At 40.3% G+C, this 23441-nt stretch carries 13 protein-coding genes; 5 read left to right on the top strand and 8 right to left on the bottom strand.

All coding sequences use genetic code 11. The features are described from left to right. Positions 1-87: 87 nt before the first annotated feature. The 3 genes from K1X56_10135 (at position 88) to K1X56_10125 (ending at position 10409) form a co-directional block, all read left to right on the top strand. Positions 88-2916 carry a T9SS type A sorting domain-containing protein gene (locus tag K1X56_10135; GenBank protein MBX7095072.1) on the top strand — a complete coding sequence of 943 codons (2829 nt, stop codon included), beginning with the start codon at positions 88-90 and terminating at the stop codon, positions 2914-2916. A gap of 89 nt (positions 2917-3005) precedes the next feature. Further along, positions 3006-4004: a type I glyceraldehyde-3-phosphate dehydrogenase gene (gene gap / locus K1X56_10130; protein MBX7095071.1), complete on the top strand. Its 999-nt coding sequence runs from the start codon at positions 3006-3008 to the stop codon at positions 4002-4004. Positions 4005-4097: 93 nt separating this feature from the next. Next, complete coding sequence (locus tag K1X56_10125) at positions 4098-10409, top strand: PKD domain-containing protein (GenBank protein MBX7095070.1); 6312 nt, start codon at positions 4098-4100, stop codon at positions 10407-10409. A 1-nt stretch (position 10410) separates the two neighbouring features. Here the strand turns inward: K1X56_10125 and K1X56_10120 are convergent, their stop codons facing one another. Genes K1X56_10120 through lpxK form a run of 7 tightly spaced genes read right to left on the bottom strand, consistent with a single transcriptional unit; the run spans position 10411 to position 19923 of the window. After that, the gene (locus K1X56_10120) at positions 10411-11157 is read right to left on the bottom strand and encodes a UDP-2,3-diacylglucosamine diphosphatase (GenBank protein MBX7095069.1); all 747 of its coding nucleotides are present in this window, start codon (positions 11155-11157) and stop codon (positions 10411-10413) included. Then, entirely contained in the window at positions 11154-14252 is a 3099-nt protein-coding gene (locus K1X56_10115; protein MBX7095068.1) for a M1 family metallopeptidase, read from the bottom strand. The genes K1X56_10120 and K1X56_10115 overlap by 4 nt, the downstream gene beginning before the upstream one ends. Next, complete coding sequence (locus K1X56_10110; GenBank protein MBX7095067.1) at positions 14252-15463, bottom strand: AhpC/TSA family protein; 1212 nt, start codon at positions 15461-15463, stop codon at positions 14252-14254. The genes K1X56_10115 and K1X56_10110 overlap by 1 nt, the downstream gene beginning before the upstream one ends. Next, entirely contained in the window at positions 15460-16608 is a 1149-nt protein-coding gene (locus tag K1X56_10105) for an AhpC/TSA family protein (protein MBX7095066.1), read from the bottom strand. Before K1X56_10105 ends, K1X56_10110 begins: the two co-directional genes overlap by 4 nt. 7 nt (positions 16609-16615) lie before the next feature. Next, on the bottom strand, positions 16616-18076 hold the full coding sequence (gatB, locus tag K1X56_10100; GenBank protein MBX7095065.1) for an Asp-tRNA(Asn)/Glu-tRNA(Gln) amidotransferase subunit GatB: 1461 nt from the start codon (positions 18074-18076) through the stop codon (positions 16616-16618). Positions 18077-18122: 46 nt separating this feature from the next. Then, a complete protein-coding gene (locus K1X56_10095) occupies positions 18123-18935 on the bottom strand; it encodes a purine-nucleoside phosphorylase (GenBank protein MBX7095064.1) in 813 nt (270 codons plus the stop codon). Then, the gene (gene lpxK / locus K1X56_10090) at positions 18874-19923 is read right to left on the bottom strand and encodes a tetraacyldisaccharide 4'-kinase (GenBank protein ID MBX7095063.1); all 1050 of its coding nucleotides are present in this window, start codon (positions 19921-19923) and stop codon (positions 18874-18876) included. Before lpxK ends, K1X56_10095 begins: the two co-directional genes overlap by 62 nt. Before the next feature lie 128 nt (positions 19924-20051). On the opposite strand from lpxK, the gene K1X56_10085 reads away from it, so the two are divergent. Together K1X56_10085 and K1X56_10080 are read left to right on the top strand one after the other, a co-directional pair. Continuing rightward, positions 20052-21152, top strand: coding sequence for a Nif3-like dinuclear metal center hexameric protein (locus tag K1X56_10085; protein ID MBX7095062.1), 1101 nt, complete (start codon positions 20052-20054; stop codon positions 21150-21152). A gap of 2 nt (positions 21153-21154) precedes the next feature. Further along, positions 21155-21919: a hypothetical protein gene (locus tag K1X56_10080; protein ID MBX7095061.1), complete on the top strand. Its 765-nt coding sequence runs from the start codon at positions 21155-21157 to the stop codon at positions 21917-21919. Positions 21920-21972: 53 nt separating this feature from the next. On the opposite strand, the gene K1X56_10075 is transcribed toward K1X56_10080, so the two are convergent. Further along, positions 21973-23441 (bottom strand): outer membrane protein transport protein (locus tag K1X56_10075; GenBank protein ID MBX7095060.1); only part of this gene is annotated, 1469 nt, incomplete at its 5' end.

The raw sequence follows: 23441 nt of genomic DNA, 5'->3' as shown, positions 1-23441 counted from the left end.
TTGCCTAAACTGCTATTGACATTTCCCTAAAATGTTACTTTATTTGTAGGCTTGTTGAAAAAACCGACAAGTATTTAAGTTGCGATTATGAAAAACAAAAATTTACTCATTGGAACGTTGGGCCTTGGGTTAGTTGCCGGGTTAATGGTAGCTACTCCATTTCTGTCCTCAAACGAGCTGACCTATTCTCCCCGTCAGAACGACAACGAAAAACCTTCGGTTGATCAGGCAATGGAGCACTACATGTCGAAACGCTTAGACGCAAACGGTGTGTACAATCCCGCTTTAATTAAGCAAACCCGTGCACAATTCATGCAAGCCTTAATGGCCGGTGGTATGAATCGTTCACTGGATATGCCTTGGATTGAAGAAGGTCCGGATAACGTAGGTGGACGTACCCGCGCAATTTGTATCGACAAAAACAACTCGAACCTTGTTTGGGCAGGTAGTGTGTCGGGCGGATTGTTCGTTTCTTCTAACGGCGGTAATTCCTGGGGACGAGTAGATAATTTCGATCAGACTTTATCCATTGCTTCCATGACGCAAACCCTCAATGGAAGATTATATGTTGGAACAGGATTTTCTAATGGATTCTTCTTTAACGAAGCATTTGTTGGTGACGGATTGTTCTACACCGATGACTTAGGTCAAACCTGGAATCAGGTGTCTGGATCAGCCAACGAAGATTGGGTGGAGTTACAGGCAGACCCGAATAATCCGAACAAAATCTGGTGTGGTACCAGCGGCGGTTTAAAAACTTACGACGGTGCAACCATTACAACCATTAACAACAATGGTATGGGAACCGGAAATTGTTACGATGTAAAAATCTCTAAAGACGGAAATGTTGTTGCATGTGCAATGGCATCTACAGGTGTTCGTACCTATGTTTCAACCGACGGAGGTGTTAACTTTACCAACGTATCAGGTACTGGTTCAACACAAATCCCAAGTTCAGGGGTTGGACGTATTGAACTTGCAATCTCTCATGAGAAAAATTCAAATAATGCCTGGAATCTTTTTGCATCAGTAGTTACAACTGGTGGAGGAACATTGAAAGGTCAATATTTTTCAGAAGACAATGGATTAACCTGGTCCGAAATTGCACCATCTTCCAGTCCTTCTTTCGATCCTTTTATTTCTCAAAACGGACAAGGTGTTTACGACAACGTAATCACTGTTATTCCTGGAGCACCTGAAAAGGCGCTTTTAGGAGGTATCGATGTATATGCATGGGAAAGAGCGGCGGGCACAAATCCTGCTTTTGGTCAATGGGAACAACGCTCATTGTGGTTCGCTTCTCCACTTTCGCCAATCTATGTTCACGCAGATAACCATGAAATGGAATGGGATCAAAACGGTATTCTTTATATCGGTAACGATGGTGGTATTGGAAAATCTCCTGACAAAGGATCTATTTTCTTCCCTGCCAACCGTGGTTATAACGTAACTCAATTCTATGGCATCGGTTTCTCAGCAGATGGAGATGTAATTGGTGGTGCGCAAGATAACGGTACCAACCTGAATACACACACAGGTGTTACATTGTTGTCGTTCGACCAGGTTCGTGGTGGTGATGGTTTTGATTGTGATATTTCACATATTAAAGAAGATGTAATTTTTGCTTCAGTTTATAATGGAGATATGCAACGTTCAGACGATGGCGGTGCATCCTTTAATGCATTCTTTTCTCCTCCATCAGGCTCTCCTTTCCACACGGTTGGACGCTTATGGGAAAATCCTAATGATGTAAATGCATTGGATTCTATTGGTGTTCAATTAGGAAACAATAACACCGTAACCGGTGATATTTTAGCAACAGCCGGAGATACCATCCATTATTTCTCTCAAACTTTACAACAACCACTTTATTACATCACTCCAACCAATATCGTTGCAACACACGACTCTGCCAATGTAATTACATTGCAAGACCGCGTTCAGTCACTTTATGCTATTGGATTAGGTACTGAAGTTCGTGTTACTCGTGAGGCACTTCGTTTCAGTGTTACGCCTAACTTCAGAATTTTACAAACCGGAGTTGTTGCAACTGCATTAGAATTTAGCCATGATGGTGAGCATTTATATGTTGGTACTTCAACAGGTGATCTGTACCGTATTTCAGGTTTCAGCACCTTCTATGCGCCTACTTATGATGTAAGCAATATTACGGTAACACAAATCTTCAATGGTTCAGGTGGATCAGTTGATGGTATAGGTGTTGACATGACAGATCCGGAGCATGTAATTGTTACATTAACCGGATTCCAAACCGCACGTGTTTTAGAATCTAACACTGCAGCATCTACCTCTACTACAACTTCATTTACTTCTATTCACGGTAATCTTCCTAACATTCCTGTGTACGACGCAGTGATCAATGTAAACAATACGGATCAAGCTATCATCGGTACTGAGTTCGGAGCTTATGCTACAGATAACCTGAATGGAACTTCTACTGTGTGGACGTTCCAAAGCCAGGTTAATGGTCCTCAAACTGTTCCTGTTTACTCTGTTCGTCAACAATGGAGAGGCTGGGATGAAGGAACCAATCGTCCGGGTGAAGTTTACCTTGGAACTTTTGGTAGAGGTATCTGGAGATCTGAAGCATGGTTAAGTGTTAAAGATCCTGGAACAGACAACAACAGCTTGTCGAATGTTTTACCGGTTTCTATTTATCCAAACCCAATGCAGGATAACGGAAGAGTTTCTTTTGATATGAAAGAAAACGGAAATGTAGTATTGAGCGTTTACAACCTTGCAGGACAAAAAGTTCAGACCTTGTCTTTAGGTCAACGTAACGCCGGTAAACAATATGCCGACATCAACGTAGCGGAATTAGCTAACGGAACATATATCGTTCATGTACAAGCCGGAAAATATGTGCATCAAGGCAAACTTTTGATTGCACGATAAAAAATGTTAATCTTCACAGAAATCCCTGTCGCATTCGGCAGGGATTTTTTTTTGCTTGAATTATTGAATTATTTTTAAAAAAAAATGTCATGAGTAAAACCATCAGAGTTGCCATTAACGGCTTCGGGCGAATTGGAAGAGTGTTTACACGGTTTGCAATGGAAAATCCGCAGATTGAACTTGTAGCGATCAATGATCTGACGGATGAAAAAACTCTTGCTCATTTATTGAAGTACGACTCCGTTCATCGCAGGTTTAACGGATCGGTGGAAGCAGGATCGAAATGTTTAATCGTGAATGAAAAAGTGATTTATTGTTACGCTGAAAAAGATCCGGCAAATTTACCATGGAAGGATTTGAACATAGATGTGGTTATTGAATCGACAGGTCATTTTACCACAACCGAAGGAGCGCAAAAACACATCACGGCCGGTGCAAAAAAGGTGATCATTTCTGCACCTGCAAAATCGGATGAAATAAAAACTATTGTTTTAGGGATTAATGATGATCTACTGAACCAGGACGATGTTATTTTATCTAACGCCAGCTGCACTACCAATTGCGCATCTCCAATGATTCAATTGATTCACCAGCATTGTGAAATTGAAAGTTGTTATGTGTCAACCGTGCATTCTTACACCGGAGATCAACGATTACACGATGCGCCACATGCTGATTTACGTCGCTCGCGGGCAGCAGCTGTTTCTATTATTCCTACCACCACCGGAGCAGCAAAGGCTATCACAAAAATTTTCCCTGATTTGGAAGGAAAAGTGGGGGGCTGCGGAATTCGTGTTCCGGTTCCTGATGGTTCGCTTACAGACATAACATTCATTGTTAAGAACGCCAAAACGGTAGAAGAAATCAATGCGATTTTTAAAAAAGCGTCCGAAGGAAGGTTAAAAGGTATTCTTGAATATACGGAAGACCCTGTAGTTTCGGTGGATTGCATAGGGAATCGCCACTCCTGTGTTTTCGATGCTCAGCTCACTTCCGTCATTGGAAAAATGGTTAAAGTAGTAGGATGGTACGATAATGAAAGCGGTTATTCTGCGCGTTTGGTGGATTTAGTGATGAAAATTGCTTAATTTCCCTCTCAAAGGCAACCTATTATCAAATAGGCGTCTTTTTTTCATAGAACCATTGTGAAAGCTGCTTGCCAACAGTCTAAAGTATTTTGGATGTTTTTCATCTATTTTCTCGGTGCAATTTTGCCGGGAAAGGTGAAAGCGGATTGCCCGGCCGTAACAGCGTCTTTTACCGCAACTCCCGTTAATGTTTGCGGTACCGGTTTTACCTCCATTTCATTTACCAATACATCCACCGGAGCCAATGCAAATAGTGCCACTTACAAATGGTACAGAAATGGTGTTTTATTCGATAATACAAGTGGATTATCTAATCCGAATAACAGCAATGTATTTGCTGCAGGTACCTATACTTTTCGGTTAATAGCAACAGATCCTTCCGTTCCTTGTACAGATACTGCTTTTGTAACGGTTACTGTTTTCCCAACACCCAATGCAGGATTTAATATTGTAAATAACAATGCCTGTGCAGGCTCTGCGGTTTCTTTTACCAATACTTCTACTGGAACTACGGGTGCAACCACCTACAGCTGGAATTTCGGAGATGGCGGAACATCAACTTCTCAAAGTCCGAGTCATACGTATGCGGCTGGCGGAACCTATACCGTAACGCAAACAGTCACCAATTTTGCCGGATGTTCAGATGTGCAAACAGCAACGGTCACCATTTTAGATGCCCCCACTGTTTCCATTTCCGGTGATGATGGTGATGGTGATTTAACGAATTGTTTATTGCCCGGAAATCCTTCTGTAAGTGAAACGGTGAACTTCACCAGTGTAGTAACAAATGCAACAAGTATTCTGTGGAATTTTGGTGATGGTAATACATCAACGCTACCTAACCCATCTCATACCTATACAAGTTATGGTACTTACACCGTTACCTTAACTGCAACGCATGCGAATGGTTGTACAACTACGGCAACACTTACTGTTGTTTTTGAAAAGTATGTTTCCGCTTCGATGACGCTCGATATTACGGAGTATTCCGGATGTGCACCGCATACATTAACTACACTTCAGAATTTATCGGTAAATGCAAATACCTACACCTGGAATTTTGGAGACGGATCTCCACCGGTAGTCACCACTTCCTCTACACCGCCACCACATGTGTATACCACTTCCGGAACATATACCATTTCACTTACAGCAGCTAATTCCTGCAATATGGCAATGGCGACAATTAGTCCAATTGTAATTGTTGCTGGACCTAATTCAAATTTCACTTCCTCACTTGCTGGTTTAGGAAATTTAGGATGTGCACCTCAAAATGTAACCTATTCCAATTTATCCAGCGGAGCGCAACCTGCCAATAATTATTTCTGGAGCATGGGGAATGGAAATACCTATACCAATGTTATTAATCCTCCTGCTCAAACATATCCTACACAAGGCACCTATCAGGTGATGCTGATTGCAGGTAATGCATGTGGATTCGATACCACCATCACAAACATTGTGATTGATTCAATTCCCATTGCTGCTATTATTGCAAATCCACTGGAAGGATGTACGCCATTAACCGTAAATGTTACAAATAATTCATCCGGAAATAATGCCAGTTACGCATGGTATGTCGATGGTGTGTTTACAAGTTCAGCCTACAATTTACCCTCACAGGTTTTTACAGCTCCTCCAGGAAATACCGCAGTAACGCATACAGTAAGTTTAACAGTTAGCAATCATTGTGGTGTTCGTTCGGATGCAGAAAGTATTTTGGTTCACCCTGCAGTGGATGCGATTTTTACCATTTCAGATGATACCATTTGTGTAGGACAATCCATTTCCATTACAGATGCATCACGCGGTGATATGTTGAACTGGACATGGGATTTTGGAGATGGCACTTCAGCTAATACGCAAGGTCCGTTTACGCATACCTATGCAAGTGCAGGAACCTATGTGATAAAAGATGTAGTAAGTGGATTTTGCGGAACGGATAGTTTACTTCATACAGTGGTAGTATTGCCTTATCCTGTTGCAGATATTTCTGCGAGTCCAATTACCGGATGTATTCCACATGTTGTGAATTTTACCAATAATTCAACACCAGGTGGAACCAATAGCTGGAGCTTCGGGACAGGATCATCGCCCGCTACTTCTACTGCGTTTACTCCATCTGCTGTCACCTATTCAACTGCAGGTACATCACAAGTGATTTACACTGTTAATGTTTTAGGTTGTTCTTCTTCCGATACTGTATCGATTACCACATTTCCACTACCTGTTGTAAGCTTTACGGCAACACCAACTTCCGGTTGTTCACCTTTGAATGTTGCGTTTAATAATACAAGTCCCGTTATTGGAGGAGAATCATATTCCTGGAATTTCGGAAATGGAAACACCAGTAATAGTCAGAGTCCGGGTGGACAAACCTACACTACCACGGGTGTTGATTCAACGTATACGGTTACATTAACCATCACCAGTGCCAATGGGTGTACCAGTACGGCTACAACTACAATTTTAGTTCATCCATTGCCTATTGCAGATTTTACTCCACTTCCGGATACAGTTTGTGCTTTAACACCAATTGGAATGTTAAATAATTCAACGGGTGCTTCTTCTTTTCAATGGAGTTTTGGAGATGGAGGAACATCAACTGCAATTAGTCCTTCTCATAATTATTCCAATCAGGGAACCTTTACAGTACAATTAATTGCGATCACCGGATTTTCCTGCAGAGATACTGTAACGCATGCAGTGGTGATTGATTCTATTCCAAGTTCTGCCTTTACTTCTTCTATTGTTTGTTTTGGAGATACAACTGAGTTTTCGGATTTGTCAACAGGAACAGCAGTAGGTTGGTCCTGGGATTTTGGAGATGCTAGTCCCGTTTCTACTTTGCAGAACCCTGATCATGTTTATGCAGCAGCCGGTACATATTCCGTTACATTAACAACCACTAATGGAGTGGGGTGTACCAATTCCATTACACAAAATGTTATTGTAAATGCAGTGCCTGTTGCAAATTTTGTTGCGACTTCTTTTTGTTTGGGAAGCGCTACTCAATTTACCGATCAAACAAGTGGAGTACCTGTTGCATGGAACTGGGATTTTGGTGATGGATCAACATCAACATTGCAACACCCTTCACACACTTACGCTGCTACCGGAATTTATACTGTAACCTTAATTTCTTTTGGAGGCGCAGGATGTTCCGATACCATTAGTCACACAATCACTATTACAGGAATACCCACTGCAGATTTTTCTTTTCAGGAAGTCTGCACCCACGACACTACCATTTTTGTTTCACAATCCTTAGGGAATCCGGACACCTATGTATGGAATTTTGGAGACGGAACGTCCAATTCATCCAATTTAGATTCCCTTGTTCATGTTTACAATACTGCTTCAACCTATACAGTAACATTAACGGCAGGATTTGCGGCATCCGGATGTACAAATTCCATTTCCTACACTGTTGATGCATTTCCGCGTACAAATCCATCCTTTACTTCCAATACACCATGTTTAGGTGGTGTAACGAATTTCTCAGACGTTACATCAGGAAATCCCAATCAATGGCAATGGAATTTTGGCGATGGCAGTCCGGTTTCTTCACTTCAAAATCCGATACATACTTACACCAATCCGGGAACATTTTCTATTACCTTAATTACTGAAAATGCATTTGGATGTGTCGACTCTCTCCATCAGAATATTCAGGTTTTTCCTCTGCCCGTGGCTGCATTTAGCAATGACACTATTTGCGATGGATTTGCAACTGCATTTGTAGATTTGTCTACCTCACCTTCTCAATGGCATTGGAATTTTGGAGATGCATCTCCGGTTTCAACCTTGCAGAATCCATTTCATTTGTTTCCTTCGAGTGGAACTTATAATGTGGAGTTAATTGTTACCAACTCGTTTGGTTGCACAGATACTGTTTTACATACTGTAACAGTCAACCCTAATCCTACTGCCAATTTCTCATTTACTACGGCATGTTTTTCTTATCCCACCAATTTTACGGATGCATCTATTAATGCTATTGACTGGCAATGGGATTTAGGAGAAGCAGGTTCTGCCACTACAGTGGTTAATCCGGTTTATACTTATGGCGCACAGGGAAATTATTCAGCTCAACTGATTGTTACTAATGTTTTCGGATGTAAAGATACACTTGTGCAATCGGTAAGCGTACTCCCCCAACCGGAAGCAGGTTTCGTTAACACAACGGTATGCGCCGGACAAACTGTTATTTTCACGGATACCTCGTTGGGATCGCCGGTACAATGGACCTGGGACTTTGGAGATGGAACACCTTTAAGCAACACACAAAATCCTTCGCATGATTTTCTTAATGGAGGAATTTATAATGTCACATTAATTTCCGGCAATCCATCCGGATGTTTGGATACAACTACAGTTGCTGTTGAGGTTTATACTGTACCTGATGCAGCATTTTCTGCTGATACCGTTTGTTTGTTTAACATCACGCACTTTAGTGATTTAACTGTCGATTCTGCAGCATTAACATCTTGGTTTTGGGATTTTGGAGATGGCAATAATTCTTTTGCAGAAAACCCAACTTACATCTATCAGAATCCGGGCATCTACAATGTAACTTTTACTGTAAGTAATATTCACGGTTGTGATACTACCATGCAACAAGCTGTAGTTGTAAATGATGTTCCCGTTGCGGCATTTACTGCAGATACGGTATGCTTAGGTTCTCCTACAATTTTTACAGATGTTTCTACCGGATTTCCTACGCAGTGGACATGGAGTTTTGGTGACGGAAATGTTGCAACCGGTGGTCCCATAGTTTCGCATCTGTATACAAATGCAGGATCATATATTGTTACTCTGGTAGCAGAAGGTGCAGGAAATAATTGCTCCGATTTTACATTTGGAGTAGTTACTGTTAGTGCAGATGCAATTGCAGGAGTTTCTCTTCCGGATACACTTTGTGCCATGGAGACCTTTACGTTTACGGATAATTCTACCATTAATTTTGGAACAGTCGTATCTCAAACATGGGATATGGGCGACGGTTCAACTTTTACATCTTCTACAGGTTCTTATGCTTATACTACACCGGGAATTTATTTTGTAACGCATACCGTTACCAGTAGCGGCGGTTGTGTATCACAAGTGGTAGATACCATTGTAGTGAATGAATTGCCGAATGCTCAATTCTCAAGTAACAGTGGATGTTCGGGCATTGGTTTAACATTTACCGATTTAAGTACAATAAATATTACCAATTGGAATTGGAATTTTGGTGATGGATTTTCTGATAATGTTCAAAGTCCAACCCATAATTATGTTGCTTCAGGAAATTACAATGTTGAGTTAATTGTCACTAATAATTTTTCCTGCAAAGACACCATCGTACAAAATATTTTGGTGTTTGGAAGTCCCACCGCTGCCTTTACCAATAATGTAACCTGCCTTGGTACACCCGTTTCATTTTTTGACGCATCTACTGTTCCTGCAGGTGATACTATAGCTGGTTGGTTTTGGGATTTTGGAGATGGAAGTACAAGTGTGTTGCCGGAAGATCAACATGTATTCAATGCGTATTCCGATACGTTTTATGTGACTTTTGTAGTGATAACAACAAATGGTTGTACAGATACCATTGTGCAGCCTGTAGCTACTTTACCAATTGTAAACTTTGATTATTTCCCGTCAATAGCCAGTGGATGTGCTCCTTTAAATGTTCACTTTACTGATCAATCTACCACTACAGGAAATGCAAATGTGGTTTCCTGGGTTTGGGATTTTGGAGATGGATTTTTATCCTTCGGTCAGAGTCCGGATCATATTTATATGAATGATGGTTCGTATTATGTTTCTGTTCAGGTTACCACAAGTGATGGTTGTATTTTTAGCGACACCTTAACCTATCCAATTGTTGTTTATCCGCAACCAGTTGCCAATTTTGAACCTGATCCATATGTGACTACCATTTATCAGCCGGATATTCAGGTGAACGATTTATCAAGTGGTGCAGTATTGTGGGAATATTCTTTTGGTGACGGACAATACAGTAATGAATCATCACCAATGGTGACTTATTACGAACCGAACACTTACACCATAACACAAATTGTTACCAATGAATTTGGTTGTCGCGATACAATTTCACGAAATGTGGTGATTGAAGAGGTAATGACCTTCTTTGCTCCTAATGCAATTAGTCCTGATGGAAACGGTAGAAATGATAATTTCTTTGTTACGGGATCTAACATTGTAAAAATTCACTGGATGGTGTTTGATCGTTGGGGTGAAAAATTATTTGACGGATACTCCATAAACGACAGCTGGGATGCAACGTATAAAGGAGAAGCCGTGAAGCAGGATGTTTATGTTTGGAAAGCAAATGTTGAATATGCCAATGGAGATATTCAGGATTATTACGGCCATGTAACCGTACTAAGAAGATAAGCTACGCTTCGAATTTTTTAAATTGAATTTCTGATCCGTCGAATTCGGCATAAGTGAAAAATCCGATCCAGTCGCCAAGATTAATATAACGCGATTTTCCAATGGTCATATCAATGGGAAGGTGACGGTGACCAAAAACATAATAATCGTAGTGCTCTTTTTTTTCTAGATCCTTAATGTAATTCACCAGGTATTCTTTTTCATCGCCGAGGTATTGATCTTCGTGCTTTGTTTTTTTTCTGCTGGATCGAGAGAAATAATCTGCAATTCCAATTCCGAAATTAGGATGTAAACGAGCGAAAAGCCATTGACAAATTTTATTACGGAATATTTTTTTTATGAATTTATAACCGTAATCACCGGGACCTAATCCGTCGCCGTGACCGATATAAAATGTTTTTCCGTTATATGATTTTTGAATGGGTTCCCTGAATAATTCCACACCTAATTCCTTGGGCAGATAATCAAACATCCACATGTCGTGATTACCAATAAAAATTTTAACAGGAATTCCTTTATCGCAAAGTGAAGCGATTTTTCCTTGTAGCCTTACAAATCCTTTTGGTATGGCGCGTTTATATTCGAACCAGAAATCGAAAACATCTCCTACCAGGTAGATCTCTTCTGCATCCTTTTCAATTTCTGTAAGCCACCGAATGATTTTATCTTCCCGCTTTCTGCTTTCTTCCCAGGTTGGAACACCTAGATGAAAATCACTGGCAAAATATATTTTTTTCCCGGGGGTCATCCTTTGATGTTTTTAACCTGTTTAAACGGATTTAAATTGTTGAGGTTAAAAGTAAACCGGATGGCGTTTCCGTATCCGTATCCATTGGCTTTGTATTCGTCTTTAATTACGGATGACCAAACAAGCGGGAAATAAACTTCTGCTATTCCACGGAACATCGGAATGGAAATTCCTGCGTCATATAAAAACACAGCATCCATGGCAGGGTTTTTACTTAATGCTACATCTGCAAACAGGTGAATAATTGGAATAGGTAAGGACGCTTTCAAATTGAGTGCTGTAAGCCAATCGATGCTTTGTCCGTTTGCAGTTCCGATTTTTAGCGCACCCTGGTTGGCAACAAATTGATTCATCCACATACCTTGTGTTGCATTACGCGCAGGGAATACTTCGTCGTAGGTGTAATCATTTCTTCCGTGTTGACCATCGGATCTGAAGTTGTACCTGGAGCTGGTAGAGTTATTGTAAATAAATTTCCCTGCAAAAACACGAGCTTCTACAAAATTCATTTTTGCATTATAAAATCGTTTGAATGCAGCACTCAGTTCCAGTTTTAAAAAATCATTGTTTTGTTGCACCATCATTTTTCCATTCCAGGGATGCAAGGTGTTGGTGTTGGAATAGAAGTATTGAACTTCATTATAAAGAACGAATTCACCACCGAAATCCTGAGGCAATAATCCATTGCAATCGCCATTGCAGCGATCTACCGTGTCTTCATAAACCATTACGGATCTCAAATTGATATAATGATTGTTTACGCTTCTTGCTTTCTTTTTCTTGAGTTTAAATCCAACATGTGGAGCAATTTTAATAAATCCGCGTTCTCTGGTAAAATCATTTATGGTAATTCGCTCGGTTTGAAAGCTGGCTGCATTTAATCCAACATCGATGGAATTTAGCAAATCACTTTTTCTGGTGTTAATGTGCCATTCCATATTGCCATAACCAATGGGTTTTTTGGAACGGAAACCATACATAGGCATGAGTTGCCATTCGAAATTTCGTTGGGGAAATAAATTGTTATAGAGGAGAAATCCGGCCATAAATCCGTCGTAGGCATTCATTCCGATAACGGGCGACCAGTAGATCACTGATTTTTTTGGATTTTCCAGGCTGGTGATGAATTGAAATTTTAAGGGTTCCATTCTCCGGAATAATCCTTTTTCTTTCATCATATTGTTTTTACGGTCAACCTCCGGAATGCGTTCGTCGAAATCAATTTTGAAATAGTCATAAGGACCATTCGGAAAATTAATCGTTGCTTTTCCTTTGTGTCCGGGATACCAAACCGTATTAAAAAGGGTATCTCCTTTTACGCCATTGATACAAAACGGAACATCGGCAGTTCCTTTATTAACTACCACCAAACTCTCCTCGTATTTCATCCAGGTATACGTTTTGGAAGATCGGCGGTCCACTCGTTTTTTACGTTTGAATTTATAATCGATAACCTGGTTTTCTTTTATAACGCCATCGAAAAACCAACTTAAATCTTTTTTAGCCGTTTCCTGAAAAACTTCTTTCATATCATCCGGTGAAGGATGTTTGAACATCCATTTTTCATAATAGGCATGCATACATTTATCAAAAGTTTTATCTCCCAGATACGCTTTTAAATAGGCAAATGCCAATGCTGTTTTGGAATAAACTACTCCTCCGTAATTAGTCGGCGTATAGTTTTCCGATTTTTCTTCAATGGGTTGATCCAGATTTCTGCGGGCATTCATTACATAGGAAATGTAATATTGAGCACGTTGTTTGGTTTCTTTTAAATCGAAAAACTCATTCTTAGATGAAAGCTGAGGTGCAAAGGAAGCCAACAATGAAAGTTCCGGATATTTGGTTTCAATGTAGCGCATTTCATTAAAGGAGTTTAATCCTTCGTCCATCCATGGATGATCTCGCTCATTACTTCCTAAAATACCGTAAAACCAATTGTGACCCACTTCATGCATGATAACGGTTTCAAGTCCGATATCGGAATTGGATTCTCCGATGACGGTAACGGTAGGATATTCCATTCCTCCACCGGCGGAAATGGTTCCGTCAACCGCGCTCACCACATTGTACGGATATTCCCCGTTCCACATGGAGTAATATTTTACGGCATCGTGCAGGTATTGGGTCGACTTCGCCCAATAACGGGAATTGTCTTTGGTAAAGAAACTCCAAAGAGTAACGTTTCTTCCACTTTTAGGCAGATTGTATTCTCCTCTTAAAACATAGAATCGCTTATCTGCAAACCACGCAAAATCGTGAACATTGTTTTGCTTATACCGCAGTGTTTTGTATTGTTTTTCAGATTCGGGAAATTCCATGTCGTATTCACCGCGGATATTTCCGAGTTTATCAATACGGTTTTCTTCCAATAAAGCCTTGGTGTTTTTAGCTCTAAGCTCCAGCCATTTTTCTTCTTCCGGACAATCAAACAAATCTCCTGTTGCGGCAACCACATAATTTTTTGGTACGCTTATTCTTACATCAAACGACCCGAATTCACTGTAAAATTCTCCCTGATCCAGATAAGGCATCGGGTGCCAGCCATCACGGTCGTATACTGCGGGTTTGGGATACCATTGGGTAATTTGATAGGATTGATCTACATGTCCCAACCGGGAATAACTGGATGGAAGCTTAACAAAAAATGGAGTAGAAATAAATGCGGTGTCACCGGGATTTAAAACTTTCTTTAAATGAACAATAGCAATGTCCATATGTGTGGTATCATATTCCCACCGCACGGTATCTTTATTTACAATAAATTGGAGCGAATCGATATACCCGTAATTCATTTGCGGATTCGCAAAATACATATCGGTCTCTCCATTTTCGAGTAATTGTTTTGCCAATGCAGTTTCTCTGCTGCGGTAGGCATTTGGCCACAGGTGAAAATAAATATCGGTAATGGGATGTGGAGAGTGATTGATGTATTGGATTTGTTCAAATCCACTTAAGGTGTGAAGATGATCGTCCAGTTTTACATCGATGGAATAATTGACTTCCTGCTGAAAATATTCCGCTTTGGTATTGTTTTTTTGAGCAATAGAAATGCCTGCTAATGCAAGCATGCATAGCGTTAGAATATGTTTCATCAGAATCCGAATATTTCAATCAGCTTTTGTTCGAGCATTGGACCACGTAAATTGGTCTGTATGATGTTTCCTTCTTTATCAATTAAAACAGTAAAAGGAATACCTGTAATTCCGTATTCTTTTAATATGGGAGTTTGCCACCCTAGAAGTTGTGAAACATGATTGGGCCAGCTTAGTCCATCCTTCTCAATGGCGGCTAACCAATTTGCTTTCTGACTATCGATGGACACGCTATATACAGTAAATCCTTTGTCCTTGTATTTATTATAAACGCGAACCACATTCGGATTTTCTTTACGGCATGGTCCACACCATGATGCCCAAAAATCGATGAGCACATATTTTCCTTTTAAGGAAGAAAGCGGAAGTGGATTTCCATTGGCATCATTCATTTCAATGGCAGGGGCGGGTTTTCCTGGAGCAATTCTTCCGGCGAGTTCTGCCTGTTCTTTTTGTTTGCGTTGTTCTTCCGCAAGTTTTGCTTCCAGATTCATGCGTAATTGTTTTACACTTTCGTGAAACGGACTTCCGGGCATGGATGTACCAAGTGCATTTTCAATCTTACGCATCAATTCCAAATCCTGATTTTGATTGATGTGATTTAATGCACCCAGCAAGGCTGGTGATGCAGGATTGTCATTGATGAATTTATCTCTGTTTACAATAAAACGATTGTAGGCCTCAGTTGCTTCCTGATTCGCTTTATTGGCAGAGGCCTGGTCTCCTTTTCCTGCGAACTCTTTTACTTTATTCTGTATCGAATCCCGCTCAATCACATAGTGATTAACCAGATTAACAAACTCAAGTAATTTTTGTGAATGGACAGAGCCTTTCACCGAATAGGATTTATTTAATTGAGCATAATCTGCCATCACTGCTACTTTTTCGCCGGGTTGAAGGATTAAAACAAAAAAGTCGGAAGGAACAGAAGAAAATCGGTAAAAACCGGTCTTATCAATTTTTAATTTAAAAAGGACTTTCCCCTTTTTGTTAATCGTAGCACTGTCGACACGTGCAGCTAGCCCGGATTTTTCAAAATTCTCAACATAAATCATTTTGCCGATACCGTTTTTAATGGTCGCGTCAATAGTGACTTCCTTAACATCAGTAGTTGAAGCGCTTTCTTTTTTAGAAGCTTCCGATTTTTGAGCAAACGTGTTTGCAGTAAAAAGCAGACAACTTGCCAGAGATAATATCTTAATTAATTTCATACGCCTAAAAGTTCTTTCAACTTATCCTCAAGTTGTGTGCCACGAAGATTAGTTGCTAATACATTTCCTTTTTTATCTAATAAAACGGTAAATGGAATGGATTGAATTCCATAAGTACTTACCACTGCAGATTGCCATTGTTTTAATTCACTTACATGCGATTTCCATACTAAACCGTCTTTATTAATGGCATTAATCCACTTGTCTTTTTTATCATCCAGAGAAACAGAATACACTTCAAATCCTTTGTCTTTGTATTTTTCATACAAGCGGACAACATTCGGATTTTCATTCCTGCAAGGCACACACCAGGATGCCCAAAAATCGATGAGGACATATTTTCCTCTAAGCGAAGAAAGTTTAATGTTATTTCCATCGATTCCCGGTAAATCAATTTCCGGGGCAGGCGTTCCTGTTTTTAAGAGATTAGCAGTTAGTTCGGCCTGTTGTTTTTCCATCTCCATCATCTGGGCCTGCATCTCAGATTGCTGAACAGTGAGTTTTAACGATTGGTGATACTCACTATTTGGCATGGAGGCAGCGAGTGCAGCTTCTATTTTTTTCAGGTACTCAATTTCTTCCAAAGGATGAAACTGATTCATGGTCGTAATAAGTGCAGGTGAAGCAGGATTTTCATTCACGAAAGCTTTTTTGTAATTATCAAATTCTGTTTTTGCAACTTCTATTTCGCCTAGTACTGCAGCTCTGCCTATAGAATCATCCAATGCAATAACATCCAATCGCTTTCTAAACTCTTCTCTTTGTACCAGGTATTCGTTCGTTTTTTTGAAAAATTCATGAACCAACTCACTGTTTTTTGAACCATTTACGGAATAGGTGGCTAAAACTTGTCCTGCGTCTGCTTTAATTTCCGGTGTGTTGCTACTGTCTAGAATTAATACCGCAAAATCATTTTCATGAATACGAAGTCGATAAATATCTAATTGATTCGGGAATTGAAGCGTGAAATTTCCGTTGTCTTCAATTACTGCAGAATCAACGATAATAGGTTTCGATTTTTCAAATCGCTCGAGATAAACAGTTTGTCCACCTCCATTGTTAAAGGTCCCTTTCAACGTGTTGCCACTTTTTCCGCAGGCAGATGCGATGACAGTTATAAGAAAAAAGAAAATGAATTTTTTCATTTTAAAATTATTTTTCGTCGAGTGTTTTAATTAATAATTGGTTGGTGTTTTTCGGATCAGCTTTTCCTTTCGAAAGTTTCATTACTTCGCCCATATATAAACCAACCAATCCTTTTTTGCCGCCTTTGTATTCAGCAAGTTTTGCCGGACCAATATTTTCAATGGCCTGGTGGATAAATCCAAGTAATGCATCCTGATCACTTTCCTGAATTAAATTATTTTCTTCAGCAATCTGAAGCGGCGTTTTTTCCGGAGATGAAATCAATACCGGAAATATCGATTGAGCAGCTACGGTGTGACTCACCTTGCCGGAATCGATCAGTGCTATTAAATCAGCGATTTTGGCTGGACTAAGCGGGAATTCTTCTATCTCTTTTCCATTTTCATTCAACCATGAACGAACATCTCCCATTATCCAGTTAGCTGCTGATTTGTAGTTTTTCGTATGCTTAATCAATTCCTCAAAGAACAAGGCCACCGATTTATGGTCGGTTAATTGATAGGCATCATATTCCGACAATCCGAATTCAGAAGTGTAGCGCTTAAATAATTCAGCAGGAAGTGGTGGCAAATGGTTTTTGACTTCCTGAATATACTCGCTGGTAACAGTTACCGGTGGTAAATCGGGTTCCGGGAAATACCGGTAGTCGTGCGCCATTTCTTTACTACGCATGCTAATTGTTCCTCCACTTACTGCATCAAACGATCGGGTTTCCTGAACAACTGTTCCTCCGGATTCAATCAATTCAATTTGACGTTTAATTTCAAACTCAATTGCACGTTGTACATTTCGAATAGAGTTCATGTTTTTTACCTCTGCCCGGGTACCAAATTTTTCTGAGCCTTTAAGCATCACAGAAATATTGGCATCGCAACGCATCGAGCCTTCTTCCATATTTCCGTCGCAAATATCCAGGTAGCGAATTAATTTTCGCACTTCAGTGAGATAGTTATAGGCTTCTTTGGCTGTTTTAATATCGGGCGCAGAAACAATTTCCAAAAGAGGAACTCCTGCGCGGTTTAGGTCAACAAGCGTATCAAATGGATCCACATCGTGAATGCTTTTTCCGGCATCTTCTTCAATGTGAATCCGGATAAGATTTATTTTTTTGTCATTCCCATTTTCATCTTTAATCATGATGAAACCCTTTTCACAAATGGGAGTAGTGTCCTGCGTAATCTGATACCCTTTCGGTAAGTCGGCATAGAAATAATTTTTTCTTGCAAAATGCATATGCGAGCGAATCTCCGCTTCACACGCAATTCCAAGTCGCACCGCGAACTCTATGCTTTTTTTATTTAGTCGGGGCAAGGTGCCGGGGTGACCAAGCGATATTACACTCACATTGGTGTTTGGGATTGCACCATATTCATTTTTATCGGCCGAAAAATTTTTGGAACGCGTCAGCAATTGTGCATGCACTTCCAAACCGATAACTGCTTCGTATTTGTCGTAGATTGAATTCATATGCGGAAAAAACCGCATAAAGGTAAGAAAATTAGAGGCTCAAGCCTTAGATTCTCTTCAGGAGTTCCTTAATAATTAGGGTCATTCTTGGCTCAGCTTCAGAAGCGACCTGTTGCACCTCTTCATGACTCACTTCCACAATTTTACCGTCTATGCCTAAATCGGTTATAATGGAAACGGCAAAACAGGGAATTCCCATGTGGCGGGCAACAATAACTTCAGGAACCGTGCTCATTCCAACAGCGTCTGCCCCTATAATTTGCAGGTATTTATATTCCGAAGGAGTTTCGTAGCATGGTCCTGTTAATCCTGCATAAACACCTTCGGCAACCCTGATGTTATTCGAAGACGCAATTTCTTTTGCCATTGCAATTTGCTTTTTGTCGTAGGCTTCACTCATATCCGGAAAGCGGGGACCTAACTGATCTTCGTTTTTCCCAATTAGCGGATTCGTTGGAAACAGGTTGATATGATCTTTAATGATCATGATTTCGCCGATTTGAAAGTAGGGATTTGTCCCGCCCGCAGCATTCGAAAGCATCAGATTTTTTATTCCTAATGCTTGCATTACCCGAACAGGATAGGTCACTTGCTTCATGTCGTAACCCTCGTAAAAATGGAAACGACCCTGCATGGCAACGATGTTTTTTCCGCCTAGTTTTCCAAACAACAATTTGCCGGAATGTCCTTGCACGGTTGAAACCGGAAAATGGGGGATTTCATTATAAGGTATTGCAACACTTATTTCAATCTCTTTGGTTAATCCGCCAAGACCCGTTCCTAAAATAATCCCAACTTCAGGAATGAGATTCGTCTTGCTCTGAAGGAATGAGGTGGTTTCCTTTATTTGTTGCAACATACTCTTCGATAATAGAATTGAACAATGATTCTTCGTGTATTTTGACCCCGATCTTTTGATAAAAGATAGGTAATTTTTGAATGATAATTTTTGCTTCTCCTTGCAGACTTTGCAAACGCATGGCATCTTTTTCGGTGGTGCAAATTATTCCGCCCTGTGCAGAAAATTCGTGGAATGCCTGCTCTATTTTTTGAATGTCCTTAAGTGTAAAACGGTGATGGTCCGGAAAACGCATTTCTTTTACGCATTTCGATTTACTTTTTAAAAAAGTGAAGAAAGGAACAGGACGAGCAATACCGCTTAGGGCAAGCACGTATTTGTCATCCAGCGCTGGCACATTATCGCCCTGATTAAGCGCGCATAAATTTTCATAAACCACCGATGAAAAAAATACGGGAGCTTTGGAGTATTTCGAAATTTTACGAATGAAATCCTTCTTAAATGATTGATCCATGTATTCCGGACACTTCGTAACAATGATGATGTCGGCACGGTTAGCATTACTACGAAGCTCTCTCAGATTACCTGTTGGTAAAACAAAATCTGTAAAGAAAGGAGCCGAATAGTCGGTTAAAAGAATGGATAATCCGGCCTTTACTGCCCGGTGTTGGTAAGCATCATCGAGCAAAACCACATCCATTTCTTCATGATGGTCCAGCAAGTTAACAATGCCTTTAATCCGGTGCGACTCAACCGCTACGGGGATGTCGGGAAAATTGCGTTTCAACTGCAAAGGTTCATCTCCGTATTCGGTAGCACTTCCATTGGAATCTACTTCCAGATAGCCCTGTGTTTTTCTTCCGTATCCGCGACTGAGAACACCAACCTGATGGTTGGATTTTAATCGGTTCACGAGGTAGGCTGTCATTGGAGATTTTCCCGTTCCGCCTACTGATAAATTCCCAATGGAAATGATTGGGATATCAAATTGACTTGATTTTAAAATTCCGGATCTGTAAAAAAAATTCCGCATTTCTGTGACGAGCACAAAAAGGAAAGTAAAAGGAAAAAGTAAAAACCGGATCAGGTACATGCGGGTTCAAAAATAAGAGGAAATTCGAATCATCCTAAGAAAGGAAGCTATCTGATTGCTAAATTTGGACTATGAACAATAAAATAAAAATTAAAGAGCTTATTGCTTTTTTAGAATCCACCGCTCCAATACAATTGCAGGAATCCTATGATAATTGCGGTTTGTTATGTGGTGATTCTGAACAAACTGTCTCCAACGTTCTGGTAAGTTTAGATTGTACTGAAGCGGTGATTGCTGAGGCAGTTGCAAAAAAATGTGAAATCGTAGTTTGTCATCACCCGGTGATATTTAAAGGACTAAAAAAACTGACCGGATCCAATTATGTAGAGCGCACCATGATTGCAGCCATAAAAAATGGAGTAGCCATCTATGCAATTCACACGAATCTCGATAATGTATCACATGGTGTAAATGCCATTTTTGCTGAAAAATTGGGATTGAGGAATACACGAATTTTAGCTCCAAAATCTTCGGAATTAAAAAAATTGGGAGTGTATGTTCCTTCGGATAACAGGGAGCAGTTGTTGGATGCCTTATTTAGTGCAGGTGCAGGTGAAATTGGGAATTATGCAGAATGTAGTTTTTCCATTGAAGGTACTGGCAGTTTTATGGCCATGGATAATTCTAATCCCTATGTAGGAGAGAAGGGGATTCGTCACCATGAAAAGGAAACCCGCATAGAGGTTGTTTTTCCGCGATGGAAGGAAAGAGAAATCCTCTCGGCCATGCGCTCCAATCACCCTTATGAAGAAATCGCTTTTGATGTTGTATCGTTGGATAATACGTTCCAGTCGGTGGGGGCGGGACTCATTGGTGAATTGCCTGAGGAAATGTCGACATCTGATTTTATTGCTATGGTAAAATCAAAAATGAAAGCCGGCGTTGTACGTTATACCACATTGAACGACCCGCAGCAAAAAATAAAAAAGGTGGCTTTGTGTGGAGGTTCGGGCAGTTTTCTCCTTTCCCAGGCAAAGTCCGCCGGAGCCCAGGCCTTTGTTACGGGCGACTTCAAATACCATGAATTCTTTGATGCTGAGGGTAAAATTGTTATTGCCGACATCGGACACTTTGAATCTGAGCAATTTACGATCGATTTACTGGTCGCTTGGATAAGAAAAAAATTTCCTACATTTGCGGTTCATTTTACGGATACCAATACTAATCCAATCAATTACCTTTAACTATGAACAAGGCATCATCCGAAAAGGATATTCCAGTAGAAGAGAAGCTCCGCGCGCTTTATAATCTTCAGCATCTGCACTCTCAAATTGATAAAATCCGCACAGTTCGCGGTGAATTACCATTAGAGGTTCAGGATTTGGAAGATGAAATTGCCGGACTAGAAACACGTGTTCAACGACTGGAAGAAGAATTGAATGACATCGAAACACAGGTTTCAGACAGAAAGAATGCAATAAAAGATGCGCAAACTACCATTCGTAAATACGAAGAACAACAAGGTAAAGTGCGTAACAATCGCGAATACGATTCAATTACAAAAGAAATCGAATATCAAAATCTCGAGATTCAGCTTTCTGAGAAGAAAATTAAGGAGTTTAAAACTTCATTATTAGCGAAACAGGATTTTATCACTTCTTCTAAAGCGAACTTAGATGATCGCAAAAAAGATCTTGAAGTGAAAAAAGCCGAGCTGAAAGAAATCATTGATGAAACTCAAAAAGAGGAAGAAGATCTTTTAGATAAAGCAAAAAATGCTGAAGGTCTAATTGATGAGCGTTTACTTACAGCTTACCATCGTTTAAGAGGCAATGCAAGAAATGGATTGGCAGTTGTAGCGGTAGAACGTGATTCTTGCGGAGGTTGTTTTAACCATATCCCTCCACAACGTCAGTTAGATATTCGTATGCATAAAAAAGTTATCGTATGCGAACATTGCGGTAGAATTTTAGTGGATAAAGCAATCAATGCTGAAAACGTTGAAGCTTAATTTTTCCTGAAGATAATTTCAATAAGCCGGACTCGTTCCGGCTTTTTTTTGCTTTAGAAATTGATCCCTGCCGTTAATACAATGGAATGTGTTGTATTACTCACCTGAGCCGGGTTGGTGAGCGCTGCGTTATACATGTAGTAATCTTCCTTCCACTTTCCGTTTACATAGGCAAGGTCTACATAAAATATTCTGTTTCTATATCCAACCCCACCAGTAATGTAGGTTCTTGATGCATCAGAAATGGAAACGCCATTTTTAAAAGGTGTTCCATAAATGGCATATCCGGCACGCAGGTAAATGGGAATAAAACGCCACTCCGCTCCAATACGAATATTGGATGCCGATTGATAATTGGTAAGAACGGCATTGTTTTCCAATGTAAATGGATACGGATTCGTTTCAAATTTGTCGGCGCGTAATTTGGCCTTCGAATAATTTACACGTTCAAAATCAACTGAAACGGAACCCTGCTTTTTAATAATGAAAGCAGTGCTAAAAATTACTCTCCCCGGTGTTCGCAGGTGGTAACTATAGCTACCTAAAATGGAGGTCTCGGAATATTGATCTCCATTCGAAAATTCGGATGATACAGTGGTGCTCCAGCGATCTGAGAGTCCAATGCCGGTTGGAGTATGAAGTGCCAATCCTAATCGTAACCATTCGGTAGCTGAAAAAAGAATTCCTGCTTTAAAATTGATGCCCAGTCCGCGTGTAACCAACGATTCATCAAATGTAAATCCGGTTAATGACAGTGAGGAATCTAAAGGTGTTTCTTCATGACTGTATTTATCCTGATACCTCACACTCGGCAAACCGATGGATCCACCAAAATATAGTTTATCCAGGTAATTTCCGGACAAGGTAAAATTGGTTTCACCAATAGAACCGATCCGCGTAATACTTCTGGTTTGATGCACTCTGCTGTCGGGGATCTGACTGCTATAGGTGTTGTTGCCTGGACTAATCGGATCTATTAAATAAGCCCAATAGGCCGGACCCGAATAAAATGGTTTTTCATCGAGCAAATTTGCTTCTGCTGTTCCATTTGCTTCAGCTACGAAAGCATCAAGCATCGAGGAGTTATTGTCACCATTTATGGTGATTTTATTATTGAAATTAGCATAACGCTGATAGGATATTCCGAATTGAATTCGCTTCCAGTCTTCTGAGTTTTGAGGCTCGCTGGAACCAATTAATGCAAAATTTGCCACGTTTAAATTTGCTCTTCCACCGTGTGAATTGGATCCGTTGAACGAAGTGTTGGATTGGATGTCGAAATAATTAAGCCCGAATGAAAATTCAGAACGCGTGAATCGTCCGAACCCTGCGGGGTTAATCGCTGAGCACGAAGGATCTGCCCCCAAAGCAGAAATGGCACCCGCCATCGATGTGGAACGAGCTGTACCTCCAAAACCGATATTAGAATATCTTAATGCGTCAACTTCGTTTTGAGAATTGGCAATTACAGAACACAGGATGAAGCCTGAAATTAAAATATGACGCATGCTAAAGATGTAAG

It is taken from the genome of Flavobacteriales bacterium (assembly GCA_019694795.1).
Taxonomy (GTDB): Bacteria; Bacteroidota; Bacteroidia; order Flavobacteriales_D; family UBA2798; genus UBA2798.
This window is presented reverse-complemented; position numbering and strand designations above follow the sequence as displayed.

Bases quoted from the DNA above. Each gene is read 5' to 3' on its own strand.
- K1X56_10135 (MBX7095072.1), top strand. From the start codon at position 88: ATGAAAAACAAAAATTTACTCATTGGAACGTTGGGCCTTGGGTTAGTT.
- gap (MBX7095071.1), top strand. From the start codon at position 3,006: ATGAGTAAAACCATCAGAGTTGCCATTAACGGCTTCGGGCGAATTGGA.
- K1X56_10125 (MBX7095070.1), top strand. From the start codon at position 4,098: ATGTTTTTCATCTATTTTCTCGGTGCAATTTTGCCGGGAAAGGTGAAA.
- K1X56_10120 (MBX7095069.1), bottom strand. From the start codon at position 11,157: ATGACCCCCGGGAAAAAAATATATTTTGCCAGTGATTTTCATCTAGGT.
- K1X56_10115 (MBX7095068.1), bottom strand. From the start codon at position 14,252: ATGAAACATATTCTAACGCTATGCATGCTTGCATTAGCAGGCATTTCT.
- K1X56_10110 (MBX7095067.1), bottom strand. From the start codon at position 15,463: ATGAAATTAATTAAGATATTATCTCTGGCAAGTTGTCTGCTTTTTACT.
- K1X56_10105 (MBX7095066.1), bottom strand. From the start codon at position 16,608: ATGAAAAAATTCATTTTCTTTTTTCTTATAACTGTCATCGCATCTGCC.
- gatB (MBX7095065.1), bottom strand. From the start codon at position 18,076: ATGAATTCAATCTACGACAAATACGAAGCAGTTATCGGTTTGGAAGTG.
- K1X56_10095 (MBX7095064.1), bottom strand. From the start codon at position 18,935: ATGTTGCAACAAATAAAGGAAACCACCTCATTCCTTCAGAGCAAGACG.
- K1X56_10080 (MBX7095061.1), top strand. From the start codon at position 21,155: ATGAACAAGGCATCATCCGAAAAGGATATTCCAGTAGAAGAGAAGCTC.